The 16672-nt window shown below is 67.5% G+C and carries 16 protein-coding genes and 1 pseudogene; 14 read left to right on the top strand and 3 right to left on the bottom strand.

Annotation, left to right across the window (positions count from 1 at the left end; translation table 11 throughout):
- Window positions 1-20 precede the first annotated feature (20 nt).
- Window positions 21-1391, top strand: coding sequence for a M20/M25/M40 family metallo-hydrolase (locus AC5JBD_RS11860; RefSeq protein ID WP_495722023.1), 1371 nt, complete (start codon window positions 21-23; stop codon window positions 1389-1391).
- Here AC5JBD_RS11860 and AC5JBD_RS11855 read toward each other — a convergent pair.
- Entirely contained in the window at window positions 1388-1918 is a 531-nt protein-coding gene (locus tag AC5JBD_RS11855; protein ID WP_495722022.1) for a winged helix-turn-helix transcriptional regulator, read from the bottom strand. The genes AC5JBD_RS11860 and AC5JBD_RS11855 overlap by 4 nt on opposite strands.
- Before the next feature lie 67 nt (window positions 1919-1985).
- On the opposite strand from AC5JBD_RS11855, the gene AC5JBD_RS11850 reads away from it, so the two are divergent.
- The 11 genes from AC5JBD_RS11850 (at window position 1986) to AC5JBD_RS11800 (ending at window position 13504) form a co-directional block, all read left to right on the top strand.
- The gene (locus tag AC5JBD_RS11850; RefSeq protein ID WP_495722021.1) at window positions 1986-2366 is read left to right on the top strand and encodes a VOC family protein; all 381 of its coding nucleotides are present in this window, start codon (window positions 1986-1988) and stop codon (window positions 2364-2366) included.
- A 176-nt stretch (window positions 2367-2542) separates the two neighbouring features.
- Window positions 2543-3505 (top strand): malate dehydrogenase, encoded by a 963-nt coding sequence (gene mdh / locus AC5JBD_RS11845; protein ID WP_495722020.1) that lies wholly within the window; start codon window positions 2543-2545, stop codon window positions 3503-3505.
- A gap of 110 nt (window positions 3506-3615) precedes the next feature.
- Window positions 3616-4500, top strand: a complete 885-nt coding sequence (sucD, locus tag AC5JBD_RS11840; RefSeq protein WP_495722019.1) for a succinate--CoA ligase subunit alpha — start codon at window positions 3616-3618, stop codon at window positions 4498-4500.
- A 66-nt stretch (window positions 4501-4566) separates the two neighbouring features.
- Entirely contained in the window at window positions 4567-7368 is a 2802-nt protein-coding gene (locus AC5JBD_RS11835; protein WP_495722018.1) for a 2-oxoglutarate dehydrogenase E1 component, read from the top strand.
- Between the two features lie 9 nt (window positions 7369-7377).
- Window positions 7378-8688 carry a 2-oxoglutarate dehydrogenase complex dihydrolipoyllysine-residue succinyltransferase gene (odhB, locus tag AC5JBD_RS11830; protein WP_495722017.1) on the top strand — a complete coding sequence of 437 codons (1311 nt, stop codon included), beginning with the start codon at window positions 7378-7380 and terminating at the stop codon, window positions 8686-8688.
- A 31-nt stretch (window positions 8689-8719) separates the two neighbouring features.
- Window positions 8720-10117 (top strand): dihydrolipoyl dehydrogenase, encoded by a 1398-nt coding sequence (lpdA, locus tag AC5JBD_RS11825; RefSeq protein WP_495722016.1) that lies wholly within the window; start codon window positions 8720-8722, stop codon window positions 10115-10117.
- A 37-nt stretch (window positions 10118-10154) separates the two neighbouring features.
- Window positions 10155-10844: a PepSY domain-containing protein gene (locus AC5JBD_RS11820; RefSeq protein ID WP_495722015.1), complete on the top strand. Its 690-nt coding sequence runs from the start codon at window positions 10155-10157 to the stop codon at window positions 10842-10844.
- Window positions 10845-10847: 3 nt separating this feature from the next.
- Window positions 10848-11450 (top strand): trimeric intracellular cation channel family protein, encoded by a 603-nt coding sequence (locus AC5JBD_RS11815; RefSeq protein WP_495722014.1) that lies wholly within the window; start codon window positions 10848-10850, stop codon window positions 11448-11450.
- 46 nt (window positions 11451-11496) lie between these two features.
- Window positions 11497-12117 (top strand): TetR/AcrR family transcriptional regulator, encoded by a 621-nt coding sequence (locus AC5JBD_RS11810; RefSeq protein ID WP_495722013.1) that lies wholly within the window; start codon window positions 11497-11499, stop codon window positions 12115-12117.
- Window positions 12117-13106 carry an SRPBCC family protein gene (locus tag AC5JBD_RS11805; protein WP_495722012.1) on the top strand — a complete coding sequence of 330 codons (990 nt, stop codon included), beginning with the start codon at window positions 12117-12119 and terminating at the stop codon, window positions 13104-13106. Before AC5JBD_RS11810 ends, AC5JBD_RS11805 begins: the two co-directional genes overlap by 1 nt.
- 2 nt (window positions 13107-13108) lie before the next feature.
- On the top strand, window positions 13109-13504 hold the full coding sequence (locus AC5JBD_RS11800) for a DUF1761 domain-containing protein (protein ID WP_495722011.1): 396 nt from the start codon (window positions 13109-13111) through the stop codon (window positions 13502-13504).
- Between the two features lie 37 nt (window positions 13505-13541).
- Here AC5JBD_RS11800 and AC5JBD_RS11795 read toward each other — a convergent pair whose 3' ends face one another.
- Both AC5JBD_RS11795 and sppA read right to left on the bottom strand, forming a co-directional pair.
- Window positions 13542-14081 (bottom strand): arsinothricin resistance N-acetyltransferase ArsN1 family B, encoded by a 540-nt coding sequence (locus AC5JBD_RS11795; RefSeq protein ID WP_495722010.1) that lies wholly within the window; start codon window positions 14079-14081, stop codon window positions 13542-13544.
- Window positions 14078-15946, bottom strand: a complete 1869-nt coding sequence (gene sppA / locus AC5JBD_RS11790; RefSeq protein ID WP_495722009.1) for a signal peptide peptidase SppA — start codon at window positions 15944-15946, stop codon at window positions 14078-14080. The genes AC5JBD_RS11795 and sppA overlap by 4 nt, the downstream gene beginning before the upstream one ends.
- A gap of 230 nt (window positions 15947-16176) precedes the next feature.
- On the opposite strand from sppA, the gene groES reads away from it, so the two are divergent.
- Window positions 16177-16464 carry a co-chaperone GroES gene (gene groES / locus AC5JBD_RS11785; RefSeq protein ID WP_495722008.1) on the top strand — a complete coding sequence of 96 codons (288 nt, stop codon included), beginning with the start codon at window positions 16177-16179 and terminating at the stop codon, window positions 16462-16464.
- Between the two features lie 36 nt (window positions 16465-16500).
- Window positions 16501-16672 (top strand): annotated as a pseudogene (groEL, locus tag AC5JBD_RS11780) (chaperonin GroEL); the annotation flags it as partial.

Genomic DNA, 16672 nt, shown 5'->3' with positions numbered 1-16672 from the left:
TTTCCGAAGGGGGACCCGCCATGCACCTGAGAAGCCTATTGCTCGCCGCTGCCGTTCTCGCCGCGCCCGCAGCAGCGCAGACCGACGCCCGCCGCGCCGCCGAGCGCGCCTTGTTCGAGAAGGTGGTCGAGATCCCGACGGTCGAGGGCCGCGGCCAGATGCCGAAGCTCACCGCCCTGCTCACGTCCGAGTTCCGCAAGGCCGGGATCACCAACGTCGTCGTCAAGGACCATGACAACACGCAGACCCTGATCGCCCGCTGGCCCGCCGCGCGGCCGTCGGGAAAGAAGCCGATCCTGCTGATGGCGCATATGGACGTGGTCGACGCCAAGCCTGCTGACTGGAAGCACGACCCGTTCACCTTCCGCGAGGAGGACGGCTACTACCTGGGGCGCGGGGCGGTCGACAACAAAGCCGCGCTGACCGGCATCGTGCTCGCCCTGCAGAATCTCCGGCAGGCCGGCTTCCAGCCGACGCGCGACATCATCGTCCTCTTCACGGGTGACGAGGAGACGGCGGCCAACGGCGCGCGCCGCGCGGCGACCGAATGGCGCGCGCTCATCGACTCGGAATATGCCCTCAACGGCGACGCTGGCGGCGGCGCCCTCTTCGAGGACGGGCGGGTCGACTCCTGGGTGCTGCAGCTCGCCGAGAAGACCTATGCGGACTACAAGCTGACCGCGATCAACCGCGGCGGCCACAGCTCGCAGCCGCGCCCCGACAACGCCATCTACCAGCTGGCAGGGGCGCTGAAGGCGCTCGAGGAATATCGCTTCAAGCCGATGCTCAACGACGCCAGCCGCGGCCTGTTCGATCACATCGCCAGGACCGACACGGGCATGTACGGGGAGCTCGTCCGCACCTGGCTCAAGGACCCGAACGATCAGGTCGCCGGCGACATGCTGGAGGTGATGGAGCCGGGCTACACCCGCACGCGCTGCGTCGCGACCCAGCTCTCCGGCGGCCATGCGCCGAATGCGCTGCCGCAGCGGGCGGAGGCCAACGTCAATTGCCGCATCTTCCCGGGCGTGAAGCCCGAAGAGGTTCGCGCGGAGCTTCAGGCGATCGCCGGACAGGATGTGAAGGTCGAGCTAGTCGGCTCGCCCACCGCCTCGGCTCCGAGCCCGCTGCGACAGGACATCGTCGACGCCTATCGCGCGGCGATCGGCGTCAAGTTCAGGGACGCGCCGATCCTCCCCTGGATGTCGGCCGGCGCCACAGACGGCAATTATATCCGCGCCGCCGGCATCCCCGTCTACGGCGTGGGCGGCCTCTGGGGCTATCTTGCCCAGCCTTCCGGGGCGCACGGCCTCAATGAGCGGGTCCTCGCCGACGGCTTCCATGGCCAGGTGCCGATCTGGGAAGACCTGCTCCGCCGGCTCGCCGGCTAGACGAGCGCGCGGGCGAGGCTCTGGCCGCGCCCGGTCAGCCCGTAGAGAGGCAAAGGCGGGAACCGGTCCTCGAGCCGGCGCTCGACCAGCCTCACCTCGAGCATCTGCTTCAGCGTCATCGAAAGCGCGCGCGGGGTAATCGGCCGCAGCTCCGCCTGTAGCGTCGAGAAGCGCTTCCAGCTTCGATCGAGGTCGATCAGCAAAGGAAGCGACCAGCGGCCGAGCGCATCGGGTTCCAGCTGCAACCGGCCGCGCTGCTCCATCACCCGCTCGCACCATGCGGCAATCGGCCGCCCGGCCTCCGTCAGCAGATATTCGGGGCGCAGCGGGTGGCCGTGCCCGGGATTGCGGCAGAGCCAGCCTTCTTTCTCCAGCGCGTCGATCTGGCGGCTGAGCATGCTCCGCGAGACGCCGAGCTGTCGCACCAGCACGCCGAAGCGGGCGCCGCCCTCGCGGCTCATGAACGCGAGCAGCGGGATCGCCCAGCGTCCTGAGGAGAGACGGCGAATGTCGTCGCGCGGGATCATGTCTTTACTTAGCCGCCGCAGCAGATTTATAGAAGCTATAAAAATAGAACCAAACGGAGGAACGGCTATGGCGATAGTTTATGATGGCGGGCTGACCTGCTCGATGGGCGTCATTGATTTGACGCGATCGCTCGACTGGTATCAGCGCGTGCTCGGCTTCACTTTGCTCTACCAGCAGGAGGATATCGCCTGGTGCGAGCTCAGCACCGGCGTCGCGCGGGTCAATGTCGGCCTCTCCGAGCGGCGCGAGGCGGGCGGCTCCGGCGGCGCGACTCTCACCTTCGGCGTCACCGACCTCAACGCGGCCAAGGCCGCGCTCGACGCCGAGGACGTCCGCCAGGACGGCGACATCGTCGAGATCCCCGGCCTCGTCCGCCTGCTCACCTTCTTCGATCCCGACGACAATGCCCTGATGTTCTACGAAGAGCCGAAGGGCGGTGCGGCATGAGGACTGGCCTGGCCCCCTAACCCGCCCCTCTCCCGGCGGGAGAGGGCTTGGGAGTCCACCCAATCTGCTTCTTCCGGTTGCCCCGCCCGCGCGGCGGGTCTAAGCGGGCGCCATTCCGAACGGCTGCTCTCCGCAGCCTGGTCCCGCTTGGCAAATCTCAAAGAGGTGGGGGTCACATGGCTCGCAAGAAAATCGCGCTCATCGGTGCAGGCAATATCGGCGGCACGCTCGCCCATCTCGCGGCGATCCGCGAACTCGGCGACATCGTCCTCTTCGACGTCGTTGAAGGCGTGCCGCAGGGCAAGGCGCTCGACCTCAGCCAGTGCGGTCCGATCGAGGGCTTCGACGCCAGGATCACCGGCTCGAACGACTATGCCGACATCGCCGGCGCCGACGTGATCATCGTCACCGCCGGCGTCGCCCGCAAGCCCGGCATGAGCCGCGACGACCTGCTCGGCATCAACCTCAAGGTGATGAAGGCGGTCGGCGAAGGCATCAAGAACAACGCTCCCGACGCTTTCGTCATCTGCATCACCAACCCGCTCGATGCGATGGTGTGGGCGCTGCGCGAATTTTCCGGCCTGCCGCATGAGCGCGTGGTCGGCATGGCCGGCGTGCTCGACAGCGCGCGCTTCAGCCACTTCCTCGCCGAGGAGTTCAAGGTCTCGGTGCGCGACGTGAACAGTTTCGTGCTCGGCGGCCATGGCGACACGATGGTGCCGGTGGTCCAATATTCGACGGTCGCCGGGATCCCCGTGCCCGACCTCATCAAGCAGGGCCGCTCGACCCAGGAGCGCATCGACGCGATCGTCAAGCGTACCCGCGGCGGCGGCGGCGAGATCGTCGGCCTCCTGAAGACCGGATCGGCTTTCTACGCTCCGGCGACGAGCGGCATCGCGATGGCCGAATCCCATCTCAAGGACCAGAAGCGCCTGCTGCCCTGCGCCGCCTATGTCGAAGGCAAATACGGCCTCGACGGCCTCTATGTCGGCGTGCCGGTGATCATCGGCGCGGGCGGCGTCGAGCAGATCGTCGAGATCGAGCTGGACGACGAAGCCAAGGCCAACCTGCAGGTCTCAGTCGACGCCGTGAAGGAGCTGCTCGATGCGTGCAAGGGAATCGACGAGAGCCTCGCATAAGGAAAATAGCGTCACCCCGGCGAACGCCGGGGTCTCAGGCCGGAAAGGGTTCTGAGCTTTTCACCCGACGAGACCCGGGCTTGCCGCCGGGGTGACGAAGAAGGATAGAAATGAGTATTCTCGTTAATTCGAACACCAAGGTCATCACCCAGGGCATGACGGGTGAGACCGGCACTTTCCACACGCAGCAGGCGCTCGCCTACGGTACCAAGATGGTCGGCGGCGTGACGCCCGGAAAGGGCGGCACCGAGCATATCGGGCTGCCGGTGTTCAACACCGTCGCCGAGGCGGTCGAGAAGACCGGCGCCGATGCCAGCGTCGTCTATGTGCCGCCGCCCTTCGCCGCAGACTCGATCCTTGAGGCGATTGATGCCGAGGTGCCGCTGATCGTCTGCATCACCGAAGGCATTCCGGTGCTGGACATGGTGCGGGTGAAGCGGGCGCTCAGCGGCTCCAAGTCGCGCCTCATCGGGCCGAACTGCCCGGGCGTGCTGACGCCGAACGAGTGCAAGATCGGCATCATGCCGGGCAACATCTTCAAGAAGGGCTCCGTCGGCGTGGTCAGCCGTTCCGGCACGCTCACCTATGAGGCGGTGTTCCAGACCTCCAATGCCGGCCTCGGTCAGACCACTGCGGTCGGCATCGGCGGCGATCCGGTCAACGGCACCAATTTCATCGACGTGCTCGAATTGTTCATGGCCGACGAGGCCACCCAGTCGATCATCATGATCGGCGAGATCGGCGGCTCGGCCGAAGAGGATGCGGCGCAGTTCATCGCCGACGAGGCGAAGCGCGGGCGCAAGAAGCCGATGGTCGGCTTCATTGCCGGCCTGACCGCCCCTCCGGGCCGCCGCATGGGCCATGCCGGCGCGATCGTCTCCGGCGGCAAGGGCGGCGCCGAGGACAAGATCGCGGCGATGGAAGCGGCTGGAATTAAGGTGTCGCCGAGCCCATCTGAGCTGGGCAGCACCCTCGCACAGCTTTTGAAAGGCTGAACAGGGAAAGACGAAAGCATCGGCGCGTTGGTTGTGACGGCGCGCGACGAGTAAGGCAGACGCAAAGTGGACAGCTTCGGCGACATCGAACGGGAGCAGGGCCCAAGCTGGGCTCGCGACAACTGGCCGCTGAGCGACCTCGACGAGCTCAATGCGGGGCTCGACCCGACCCGCATGACGATCGAGAAGGTCGCCGCCAAGGCCAAGGAAGCCGCCGTCGCGAGCGGCCGGTCCGAGGCCGAGATCCAGCAGGCGGCGCAGGATTCCATCCGCGCGATGATGCTGATCCGCACCTATCGCGTGCGCGGCCATCTCGCCGCCGATCTCGACCCACTCGGCCTCGTCAAGCGCGAGCTGCCGGCCGATCTCACCCCGGAATTCCACGGCTTCACCGGCGCTGCGCTTGATCGCGAAGTCTATCTCGGCGGCACCATGGGCTTCGAGACCGCGACCGTGCGCGAGCTCGTAGAGTGCCTGCGCCGCAATTACTGCGGCAAGATCGGCCTCGAATATATGCACATCAACGACCTGGAGGAGCGCCGCTTCCTCCAGGAGCGGATGGAGGGCAAGGACGCCGCGATCAGCTTCACGCCCGAGGGCAAGATCGCGATCCTCTCCAAGGTGATCGAAGGCGAGGAGTGGGAGAAGTTCCTCGCCCGCAAATATGTCGGCACCAAGCGCTTCGGCCTGGACGGCGGCGAATCGATGATCCCGGCGCTCGAAAGCGTCATCAAATATGGCGGCCAGTACGGCGTGCGCGAGATCGTGCTGGGGATGGCCCATCGCGGCCGCCTCAACGTGCTGTCGAACGTGATGGGCAAGCCCTATCGCGTCATCTTCAGCGAGTTCGCCGGCGGCTCCGCCAACCCGGAGGATGTCGGCGGCTCCGGCGACGTCAAATATCATCTCGGCACCTCGTCGGACCGCACCTTCGACGACATTAGCGTCCACCTCTCGCTGGTCCCTAATCCGAGCCACCTCGAGGCGGTCGATCCGGTCGTGCTCGGCAAGGTGCGCGCCCAGCAGGTCCAGCGCGGCGACGTCGAGGGCGACGAGGTGCTGCCGGTGCTGCTCCACGGCGACGCAGCCTTTGCGGGCCAGGGGATCGTCGCCGAATGCTTCGGTTTCTCCGGCCTGCCCGGCTACGGCACCGGCGGCTGCCTGCACTTCGTCATCAACAACCAGGTCGGCTTCACCACTTCGCCGCAATTTGCGCGGTCGTCGCCCTACCCGTCGGACGTCGCCAAGATCGTCCAGGCCCCGATCCTGCACGTCAACGGCGACGATCCGGAGGCGGTCACCTTCGCCTGCAAGCTGGCGATCGAATACCGGCAAAAGTTCAACCGCGACATCGTCATCGACATGTGGTGCTACCGCCGCTTCGGCCACAATGAGGGCGACGAGCCGAGCTTCACCCAGCCGCTCATGTACGCGAAGATCCGCCAGCATCCGCCGGTCAGCAGGCTCTACGGCGCGCGGCTCGTCGAAGAGGGCGTGATCGACCAGGCCGGCATCGACCGCCTCGTCGACCAGTTCACCAAATTGCTCGAAGGCGAGTTCGAGGCGGCCAAGTCATACCTCCCGAACAAGGCCGACTGGTTCGAGGGTCGCTGGGCGGGCCTGGGCCGGCCGGACACGCCCGAAACGGAACGCCGCAACGTAGCGACCTCGGTGGACGAAGCGCAGCTCAAGGCGATCGGCGAGACGCTGACCACGGTTCCGGCCGATCTCGAGCCGCACAAGACCCTGCTGCGCATCCTCGAGGCCAAGCGCGAGATGTTCGCCAGCGGCCAGGGCTTCGACTGGGCGACGGCGGAAGCGCTCGCCTTCGGCACGCTCGTCGCCGACGGCTATGGCGTCCGCCTCTCCGGCCAGGACAGCGGCCGCGGCACGTTCAGCCACCGCCACGCCGTCTGGGTCGACCAGAAGGACGGCCACAAATATATCCCGCTCACCACGGTGAAGGGCGGCCGTTTCGAGGTGCGCGACAGCCCGCTCTCCGAGTTCGGCGTGCTCGGCTTCGAATATGGCTATGCGATCGCCGACCCGCGCACCCTGGTGCTCTGGGAGGCGCAGTTCGGCGACTTCGTCAACGGCGCGCAGGTGATGATCGACCAGTTCATCGCCGCCGGCGAGGCCAAGTGGCTGCGCGCCAGCGGCCTCGTGATGCTGCTCCCCCACGGCTACGAGGGCCAGGGTCCGGAGCACAGCTCGGCGCGGCCGGAGCGCTTCCTGCAGCTTTGCGCCGAGGACAATATCCAGGTCGCCAATTGCACCACGCCGGCCAATTACTTCCACATCCTGAGGCGCCAGATGCTGCGGGACTTCCGCAAGCCGCTGATCATGATGACGCCCAAGTCGCTGCTCCGGCACAAGCTCGCCGTCTCCAGCGCCGAGGAGTTCACCGGCGACAGCCATTTCAAACGCATCCTCTCCGATCCCGCCGCACCGCGCGACGAGGATGTGAAGCGGCTCGTCCTCTGCTCGGGCAAGGTCGCCTATGATCTCCTCCAGGCACGCGACGCGGCCAAGGACAGCTCGACGTCGATCGTCCGCATCGAACAGCTCTACCCCTTCCCCTCCGAGCCTTTGGTGGTGCGCCTGAAGCGCATGACCAATCTCGAAGAGGTGGTCTGGGCGCAGGAGGAGCCGAAGAACCAGGGCTACTGGACCTTCGTCGAGCCCTTCGTCGAGCAATGCCTGGTCCAGGCTGGCGTGCGGCCGCAGCGGCCCCTCTATGCCGGGCGGCCGTCATCGGCCTCGCCGGCGACGGGTCTTGCCAAACGGCATGCGTCCGAACAGGCCTCACTCATCGAGCAGGCGCTCGGCCATGCCGCCCAGGCGGCACCGCAGCGCAAGGCGAGCTAAAGGAAAGACATGGCAACCGACGTTCTGGTCCCGACGCTGGGGGAATCGATCACCGAGGCGACGCTTGGCCAATGGATCAAGAAGCCCGGCGAGCCGGTGAAGGTCGACGAGCCGATCGCCAGCCTCGAAACCGACAAGGTGGCAGTGGAAGTGCCCTCGCCGGTCGCGGGGACGATGGGCGACTATGTGGTCCAGGAAGGTGACACGGTCGCCGTGGGCGCTCTTATTGCCCGGATCAACGAAGGTGTGTCCGCGCCGGCGCCCGCGAACGGTACCAAGGCCGAAGCGCCCGCGCCGAACCTGGCGCATGCGGTCAATCCCGGCGGGCCCGGCGAGAACCCGACGCTCGCCGAGGATGCGCACGCACCCATGCCAGGCCAGGGCCACGACAGCAGCAGCGACATGGGCCTGACCCTCTCGCCCGCGGTGCGCCGCGTGGTGCTGGAGCACGGCCTCGACCCCTCCAAGATCAAGGGCACCGGCAAGGACGGCCGCCTGACCAAGGACGACGTCCTCGCCGCCGCCAAGGCGCAGGGCCAGGCAGCGCCCGTTCCGGCCGCGCCGTCAACTGCCGCCCAAGCCCCGGCTCCGGCTCCCACCGCGGCGCCCCTCACGGGCGAGCGACGCGAGGAGCGGGTGCGGATGACCCGCATCCGTCAGACGATCGCCAAGCGATTGAAGGATGCGCAGAACACGGCCGCCCTGCTGACGACGTTCAACGACGTCGACATGACAGAAGTGATCGCCGCGCGGGCCAAGTATAAGGACCTGTTCGAGAAGAAGCACGGCATCCGCCTGGGCTTCATGGGCTTCTTCGTGAAGGCCGCGGCGCTGGCCGCGCGCGACGTGCCGTCGGTCAACGCCTATATTGAGGGCGACGAGATCGTCTATCACGACTATCTCGACGTCTCGGTCGCGGTGAGCGCCCCCAACGGCCTCGTCGTCCCGATCATCCGCAACGCCGACACGCTGAGCTTCGCCGAGATCGAGAAGACGATCGCCGACTTCGGCAAGCGCGCCAAGGACGGCACCCTCAAGATGGAGGAGATGCAGGGCGGCACCTTCACCATCTCCAACGGCGGCGTGTTCGGCTCGCTGCTCTCCACGCCGATCATCAACCCGCCGCAATCGGCCGTGCTCGGCATGCACCGCATCGAGGAGCGGCCGGTCGTCAAGGACGGCCAGATCGTCGCCCGCCCGATGATGTATCTCGCTCTCTCCTACGACCACCGCCTGGTCGACGGCCGCGAGGCGGTCACCTTCCTGGTGCGCATGAAGGAAGCGATCGAGGACCCGACGCGGCTTCTGATCGACCTGTGAGTCCCCGCCCGGGGCACGAAGGAACAATGGAATGGCAGACACTGACTTTGACGTGATCGTGATCGGCTCCGGCCCCGGCGGCTATGTGGCCGCGATCCGGGCGGCGCAGCTCGGCCTCAAGACCGCATGCGTCGAGAGCCGCGAGACGCTCGGCGGCACCTGCCTCAACGTCGGCTGCATCCCGTCCAAGGCGCTGCTGCACGCGTCCGAGCTTTTCGCCGAGGCGAGCGAAGGCGCGCTGGCCAAGTTCGGCGTCAAGGTGGGCCAGGTCGAGCTCGACCTCGACACGATGCACGCCGAGAAGGCCAAGGCGGTCAAGGAGCTGACCGGCGGCATCGCCTTCCTGTTCAAGAAGAACAAGGTCGAATGGCTGAAGGGCCACGCCGCCTTCACCGGCAAGAACAGCATCGATGTCGCCGGCAAGAGCTACACCGCGAAGAACATCGTCATCGCCACCGGCTCCTCGGTCACGCCCTTGCCCGGTGTCCAGATCGACAACGAAGCGGTGATTGATTCCACGGGCGCGCTCGCTCTTCCGAAAGTTCCAGGTCACTTGGTCGTGATCGGCGGCGGCGTGATCGGCCTGGAGCTCGGCTCCGTCTGGCGGCGCCTCGGCGCCAAGGTCACCGTGGTCGAATATCTCGACGAGATCCTGCCCGGCATGGACGCCGAGGTCCGCAAGGAAGCGCGCAAGATCTTCAAGAAGCAGGGCTTCGACATCCGCACCTCGACCAAGGTCACCAAGGCGACGCGTAACGGCGCGGGTGTGACCGTCACCCTCGAGCCCGCCGCCGGCGGCGCTGCAGAGACGCTCGAGGCGGACGTGGTGCTGGTCTCGATCGGCCGCCGCCCCAACACCGAAGGCCTCGCGCTCGAAGAAGCCGGCGTGCAGGTCAACAATCGCGGCGTGATCGAGGTCGATCACAGCTTCGCCACAAAGGTGCCCGGCATCTGGGCGATCGGCGACGTGACCCCCGGCCCGATGCTCGCCCACAAAGCGGAGGACGAGGGCATCGCCGTCGCCGAGAATATCGCCGGCCAGACCGGCATCGTGAACCACGAGGTCATCCCCTCGGTCGTCTACACCCATCCCGAGATCGCCTCGGTCGGCAGGACCCAGGACGAGCTTGAGGCGGCCGGCGTCGCGGTCAAGGTCGGCAAGTTCCCCTTCATCGGCAACAGCCGCGCCAAGACCAACCGCGACACCGACGGCTTCGTCAAGGTGATCGCCGACGCGAAGACGGATCGCGTGCTCGGCGTCCACATCATCTCCAGCCTCGCCGGCACGATGATCGCCCAGGCCGCCCAGGCGATGGAGTTCGGCGCCACGTCGGAGGACATCGCCTACACCTGCCACGCCCATCCGACCCATTCGGAAGCGATCAAGGAAGCGGCAATGGCGGTGACGGGCCTCCCCATCCACATCTGACGCGCGGCGTCGCCCCATTCGGGGCCAAGGAGGGCGCGTGAGAATTCGCGAGACGCTGAGGCGCTGGCATGTCTGGCTCGGCTGGATCGTCGCCCTGCCTTTGCTCCTTTGGACCGCCACCGGCCTGTTCATGGCGACCTTCCCGATCGAGCGCGTCCGCGGCGAGCATCTGATCGGCGACGCGCCGACGCTGACCCTCGAGGCCCCGCCAATCGTCCCCACAGTCGGCGCCCGCCCCCTCGCCTCAATTAGCCTGGAGCCGCGGCCGGGCGGCGCGCGCTGGATCGTCCGCTACAAGGATGGGGGCGCCCGCCTCGCCGATCCAGCCACGGGCCGGCTGCTCCCGCCGCTCTCCGCGGCCGACGCCCGTGCCATTGTAGAGGCGCGCTACACCGGCGCCGCCAGGATCGCCGCCGTGGAACGCACCTCGGCAGATGCGCCCCCGATCGAGCTCAGGCGCAACGTCCCGGCTTGGCGGGTGGTCTATGACGACGGCGCCCGCTTCTACGTCCATGCCGAGACCGGCGAGATCCTCGCCCGCCGCACCGCCCTCTGGCGCGTCTACGATTTCATGTGGGGCCTCCACATCCTCGACCTCGGGGGCCGCGAGGACACGGACAATGTCTGGCTGTTCGGCTTCGCGCTGATCAGCCTCGCATCCGTCCTGATGGCGATCGTCCTGCTGCCGATGACGCTGCGGCGCCGCCGCTCAAGCCCGAGGAGCTGACCGATGGGCTCGCTCGTCGAATGGTTCGACCTCGCCGGCGTCGCGGTCTTCGCCGCGTCCGGCGCGCTGCTCGCCGCGGCCAAGCGCCAGACCCTCGTCACCTTCATCTTCTTCGCCGTGGTGACCGGCGTCGGCGGCGGCACCTTGCGCGATCTGCTGATCGGCGCGCCGGTCTTCTGGATCGAGGACAATGCCACCCTGCTCATCTGCCTCACCGCCGCCTTGCTGGTCTGGCTGCTGCCGGCGAGGCTGTGGAAGGGTCGCGCCCTGCTCTGGTTCGACGCCGTCGGCCTCGCCGCCTACGCGACCTATGGTGCCGCCAAGGGCCTCGCCTTCGGAGTCGCGCCCATCCCGGCGATCGGCATGGGCGTGCTCACCGCCTGCGCCGGCGGCATCATCCGCGACGTCCTGGCCGGCGAGCCCAGCATCCTGCTGCGCGCCGAGCTCTACGTGACCGCCGCCGCCCTCTCTGCGGCTCTGGTGGTGGGCCTGCTTCTGCTCGGCCTGCCGATCCTGATCGCAGGAGCGGTCGCAGCCCTGTCGGGCTTTCTCCTCCGCGCCGGCGCCATCCGCTACGGCTGGAAGATCCCCTCCTACAGCCGCTAAACGATTGCAGCTTGACTTGATTGAATGATCAATCAAGTATGGAGACATGGCGGCGCGGGACACCAGGGGCAAGATCATCGAAGCGGCGATGGAGCTGTTCTGGCTCAAGGGATACGGCTCGACCTCGATCGCCGACATCCTCAGCCGCAGCCAGGTCAACAGCGGCAGCCTCTACCATTATTTTCCCGGCAAGCAGGACGTGCTGGTGGCGGTGCTGGAGGCCTATCGCGACGGCATCGGCCCGATGCTGCTGGAGCCGGCCTGGGCCGGCGTCGACGATCCGATCGAACGCATCTTTGCCCTGCTCGCCAAATACCGCCAGCTGATCGTTGACACCGACTGCGAATATGGCTGCCCGATCGGCAGCCTCGCGCTGGAGCTGCACGAAGCCGATCCGATCGTCCGCCAGCGCATGGCGGAGAATTTCACCAATTGGGCCGCCGCGATCCGCACCTGCCTCGAACAGGCGCCGGAGCGACTGCCGGCCGATGCCGACCTGCAGGGGATCGCCGAGTTCGTGCTGACCGCGATGGAGGGTGGCGTGATGCAGGCCCGCACCTATCGCGACGTCGCCTATTTCGATCGCATCATATCGCAGCTGCGCGCCTATTTCGACGCGCTTGCCGCCCGTGCACGCGTTCCACAGCCTGAAGGGGAGGTCCTGTGATGCTGACGATGATGATCGCGCTCGCCGCCGCGGCGGATGCACCGCAAGTGAGACAGGGCCTCGAGCCGCTCGGCTTCCTCGTCGGCCATTGCTGGCGCGGCGAGTTCAAGGGCGGCGAGCAGGACACGCACTGCTTCGACGCCGTCTATGACGGGCAGCATATCCGCGACCGCCACGAGGTGACCGGAGGCAAGGGCGTCTACAAGGGCGAGACCATTTACTCCTTCGACGGCAAGGCGGCGACCTACACTTACTGGAACAGCCAGGGCGGCGTCAGCCGCGGCACCATGCGGCCGGAAGCAGACCGGCTGAATTTCGGCGACGAGAGCTACACCAGCCCGAACGGCCGCCGCATCTCCCTATCCACTCATTGGCGCCGCGTCGGCGACGATGCCTATGAGGCGGTGACCGTCTCTCCCGAGCTGCCGACGATGAACCGCACGGTGCGCTACGAGCGCGTGAAGGACGCCATCGCCGTCACCAAGTCCCGCGGCATCGACGGGAGCCATTCGCTCACCCACGAGACGATTGTCGAGGCGCCTGTGGCCGATGTCTGGGCCGCCATCTCCAGCGTCGAGGGGTGGAAGAGCTGGGCCGTGCCGGTCGCCTGGGCGACCGAGCCGAACCTGATCGAGACCAGCTACGATCCCGCTGCCAAACCGGGCGACAAGAGCACGATCCGCCAGCGCCTGCTCGCGCAGGTGCCCGGCCGCATGCTCGTGTTCAGCAGCGTCAAGGCGCCCGACGGCTTCCCCCATTTTGACACCTTCGCAAAGGTGACGAGCATCTTCGAGCTGGAGCCGGTCGACGCCCGCCGCACCCGCGTCCGCCTCACCGGCAGCGGCTATGCCGACAGTGATGCGGGGCGCCAGCTGCTCGGCTTCTTCGAGCAGGGCAACAAGGTTTCGCTCGACCAGCTCCGCACCCGCTTCGTCAGCGGCCCGATCAACTGGGCCAGGATGCGCACCGCCGCGAAGAAGGGGAACTGACCATGCCCGAAGTCAGTCTGCTTGCGGTCCTGCTCTGCGGCATCGCCTCGATGGTCCTCGGCGCCCTCTGGTATTCGCCCTTGCTCTTCGGACGGCGCTGGCAGACCGAGACCGGCCTCTCCGACGCGGAACTCGGCAAGGGAAACATGCCGCTCATCTACGGCCTCGCCTTCCTGTCGAGCATGATCGCCGCGTATGTGTTCGGCATGTTCCTCGGCCCGGAAATGGGCGTCGGGCCAGCGACCGGCGCCGGAGCCGCCGCAGGCCTGTTCTGGATCGCCGCCGCCTTCGGCATCTCCTATCTGTTCGAGCGCCGTAGCTTCGTCCACTGGGCGATCAATGGCGGCTACCACGCCATCCAGTTCACCCTCTTCGGCCTCATCCACGGGCTGCTTTAGGCTTAGCCCCCCTCTCCGAGCGGGGAGAGGGCCAAGCTCAGCGGATGCCCACGTCCGCAAAGGGTAACGGCTCCCGTGGCGGGTTCGTCTCCGGCCCGAGCGCACGCTGCCAAAGACCGACATCGTGCCAGCGACCCATCTTGTAGCCGACCTGCCGGTAGGCGCCGGCCTGGACGAAGCCCAAGCTCTCATGCAGCCGCACGCTCGCTGCATTCGGCAGCGTGATCGCTCCGATTGCCTGCGCGAAGCCCTGCGCCTCCAGCGTCCGGATCAGCGCCTCGTAGAGCGCCTTGCCGATGCCGCGCCCATGCGCCGCCGCCGCGAGATAGACTGACGTCTCTACCGCATAGCGATAGGCCGGCCGTGCGCGGAAGGCGCTCGCATAGGCATAGCCTAGCACCTCCTCCCCCTCCGCCAGCAGCCAGGGATAGAGTTCGCCGCCCGCCTCGATCCGCTCCCGCATCAGGTCGGCGCCGGGCGGCTCGGTCTCGAAGGAGACGGCGCTGCCCTCGACGTACGGCGCGTAGATGGCCGCGACCGCGGCCGCATCGGCCGGCGACGCGCGGCGCAGCCTCACCGTCCGATCAGGCTCGCGAGCCAAGTGCCGAGCGATACCCGCTCGCTTCGCCTGAGCGCCGTCCGCGTTGCCGGGCATTCGAGGCAGCGCGCCTGGATCGCCGGGCCGGCGAGGATCTGCCCCGCATCGGCGAGCGCCCGCGCCAGCAGCTGCTGCGGCTCAGCCGCCATCCGGCTGAAGGCGTCGGGCGAAGCCTGCTCGCCCTCCTCCATCGTGCGGAACAGCTGGTCGAACCAGCTCGGCTCCTTCTCCAGCCAGACCGCCTCCGCCTCATTGGGATCGAGCTTTGCCCGCCGCGCCGCTTCGGCGATCGCGTCGTCGAGCGAGCCGAAGCCGTCGACCAGCCCGAGCTGCCGGGCGGTGCCGCCGTCCCAGACCCGCCCCTGCGCGATCTGGTCGACCCGCGCGACCGGCATCTTGCGGGATTCGGACACCAGGGCGAGGAAGCGGCGATAGGTGCTCTCGACGCCGCTCTGGATCAGCTGGTCCGCCACCGGCGACGGGCCTTGCAGCAAGTCCGGCTCGCCCGACAGCGGCGTCGTCTTGATGCCGTCGACGCCGAGGCCAAGCTTGGCGAGCGCGCCCTCGAAGCTTGGCAGGATGCCGAACACGCCGATCGACCCGGTAATCGTTTCGGGCTCGGCGAGGATGCGGTCGCCCGCGGTCGCGATCCAGTAGCCGCCGCTCGCCGCCACCGATCCCATCGAAACCACCACCGGCAGCCCCCGCGCCTTCGCGTTGAGCACCGCCTGGCGGATCCGCTCGGACGCGAGCGTCGACCCGCCGGGCGAGTCGACCCGCACCACCAGGGCCTTGAGGTTCTTCTCCCTGAGGCCCTTCTCGATATGCTGCGCGATCGTCTCGCCGCCGGCGGTGCCCGGGCCCGCCTGGCCGTCGACGATATTGCCCGCCACCGTCACCACGCCGATCTCGCCGCCGGCATCGCTCGCCGGATAGGCGGCGATCCACTGGTCGAGCTGGATCCCCTTGAAGCTGCCGGGCACCTTCTCGTCCTCGGCGCCGACGATCTCGGCGAGGCGCTTGCCGAAGGCGGTGCGGTCGCCGAGCCGGTCGACGAGGCCCGCCGCCAGCGCCGCCTGCGCCATGTCGCCGCGAGAGGCTGCGATGCGCTCGGTTGGCGATGTCGCATAGGCGGCAACCTGCGCCTTCGGCCGCGCCCGCCGGACCTCGTCCTGCCAGGTTTCCCAGAGCGCCCCCGCCAGCGCCTCGTTCGCCGCCCTGGCCTCCGGCGACATGTCCTCACGGATGAACGGTTCGACCGCCGCCTTGTAGGTGCCGGCGCGGTAGACGTTGGCGGTCACGCCGATCTTGTCGAGCAGGCCCTTGTAATAAAGGTTCGAGCCGCCCGGGCCGGCGATCAGCACCGCGCCGAGCGGATTGAGCCACACTTCGCTGGCATGGGCGGCGAGCAGATAGCCGTCGTCGCTATAGCCGGTCGCATAGGCGATGACCGGCTTCTTCGCCCGCCGGACCCGGTCGAGCGCCTCGCTGACATCCGAGAGCGCGGCCTGGCCGCCGCCGAGGAAGGCGTCCAGGTCGAGCGCCACCGCCTTCACGCGGCCGTCGGTCGCGGCCCTGTCGAGCGCGTGGACGAGGTCGCGCAGCCGATGCTCCCGCGTCAGCGCGGAGCCGCCGCTCAGCACGTCGAGCGGGTCGGCCTCCACCGGCTGCTCCACGACGGTGCCGCCAATGGCCATGACCAGCGCGCCTTCGTCGGCGCTGCCGATCGTCGGCCGGGCGGACAAGGCGGCATAGAGCAGGCCGAAGAAGAGCAGCATGAACAGCAGCACCAGGCCGTCCTTGATGCCCACCAGGAGCCGCCAAACCTTGCCCACAAACCGCATGAGTTCTCGTCCTTTTCCTGGGCTGGCCGCTACCGGACCGGGGCACGAGTGTAAATGGAAGCGCCCGCCGCGACAGGCCTTGCGAGGCCTTGACCTCAGATGAACATGGCCTACATGCGGGGCTGCTGGCACTCCCCGCGGGTGAGTGCCAACAATGGTTCAACCTCGCGATCGGTTCCTCCGGCCAAGATGGCTCGGCGGCCGCTTGCAACAGTCAGAAAGGAACGCGCATGAATTTTCGTCCGCTTCATGATCGGGTGCTCGTGCGCCGCGTCGAGGCCGAAGAGAAGACGGCCGGTGGCATCATCATCCCCGACACCGCCAAGGAAAAGCCGCAGGAAGGCGAAGTCGTCTCCGTCGGCACCGGCGCTCGCAACGAATCCGGCGAGGTTCACCCGCTCGAGGTGAAGGCCGGCGACAAGGTGCTGTTCGGCAAGTGGTCGGGCACCGAGGTTCGCGTCAACGGCGAGGACCTGCTGATCATGAAGGAAAGCGACATCCTCGGGATCGTCGGCTGAATTCCGCGCACACTCTAGAATAAGGAAGCAAACAACATGGCAGCGAAAGACGTACGCTTTTCGCGTGACGCCCGTGAGCGGATCCTCCGCGGCGTCGACACCCTCGCCGATGCGGTGAAGGTGACCCTCGGTCCCAAGGGCCGCAACGTCGTCCTCGACAAGAGCTTCGGCGCGCCGCGCATCACCAAGGACGGCGTCACCGTCGCCA

It is taken from the genome of Allosphingosinicella sp. (genome assembly GCF_059502505.1).
Note: the sequence above shows the minus strand (reverse complement) of the source record. Positions and strands in the feature narration are given on the sequence as shown.

Excerpts from the sequence above, each read along its gene's own strand:
- AC5JBD_RS11860 (WP_495722023.1), top strand. The coding sequence starts at position 21 with ATGCACCTGAGAAGCCTATTGCTCGCCGCTGCCGTTCTCGCCGCGCCC.
- AC5JBD_RS11855 (WP_495722022.1), bottom strand. The coding sequence starts at position 1,918 with ATGATCCCGCGCGACGACATTCGCCGTCTCTCCTCAGGACGCTGGGCG.
- AC5JBD_RS11850 (WP_495722021.1), top strand. The coding sequence starts at position 1,986 with ATGGCGATAGTTTATGATGGCGGGCTGACCTGCTCGATGGGCGTCATT.
- mdh (WP_495722020.1), top strand. The coding sequence starts at position 2,543 with ATGGCTCGCAAGAAAATCGCGCTCATCGGTGCAGGCAATATCGGCGGC.
- sucD (WP_495722019.1), top strand. The coding sequence starts at position 3,616 with ATGAGTATTCTCGTTAATTCGAACACCAAGGTCATCACCCAGGGCATG.
- odhB (WP_495722017.1), top strand. The coding sequence starts at position 7,378 with ATGGCAACCGACGTTCTGGTCCCGACGCTGGGGGAATCGATCACCGAG.
- lpdA (WP_495722016.1), top strand. The coding sequence starts at position 8,720 with ATGGCAGACACTGACTTTGACGTGATCGTGATCGGCTCCGGCCCCGGC.
- AC5JBD_RS11815 (WP_495722014.1), top strand. The coding sequence starts at position 10,848 with ATGGGCTCGCTCGTCGAATGGTTCGACCTCGCCGGCGTCGCGGTCTTC.
- AC5JBD_RS11810 (WP_495722013.1), top strand. The coding sequence starts at position 11,497 with ATGGCGGCGCGGGACACCAGGGGCAAGATCATCGAAGCGGCGATGGAG.
- AC5JBD_RS11805 (WP_495722012.1), top strand. The coding sequence starts at position 12,117 with ATGCTGACGATGATGATCGCGCTCGCCGCCGCGGCGGATGCACCGCAA.
- AC5JBD_RS11800 (WP_495722011.1), top strand. The coding sequence starts at position 13,109 with ATGCCCGAAGTCAGTCTGCTTGCGGTCCTGCTCTGCGGCATCGCCTCG.
- sppA (WP_495722009.1), bottom strand. The coding sequence starts at position 15,946 with ATGCGGTTTGTGGGCAAGGTTTGGCGGCTCCTGGTGGGCATCAAGGAC.
- groES (WP_495722008.1), top strand. The coding sequence starts at position 16,177 with ATGAATTTTCGTCCGCTTCATGATCGGGTGCTCGTGCGCCGCGTCGAG.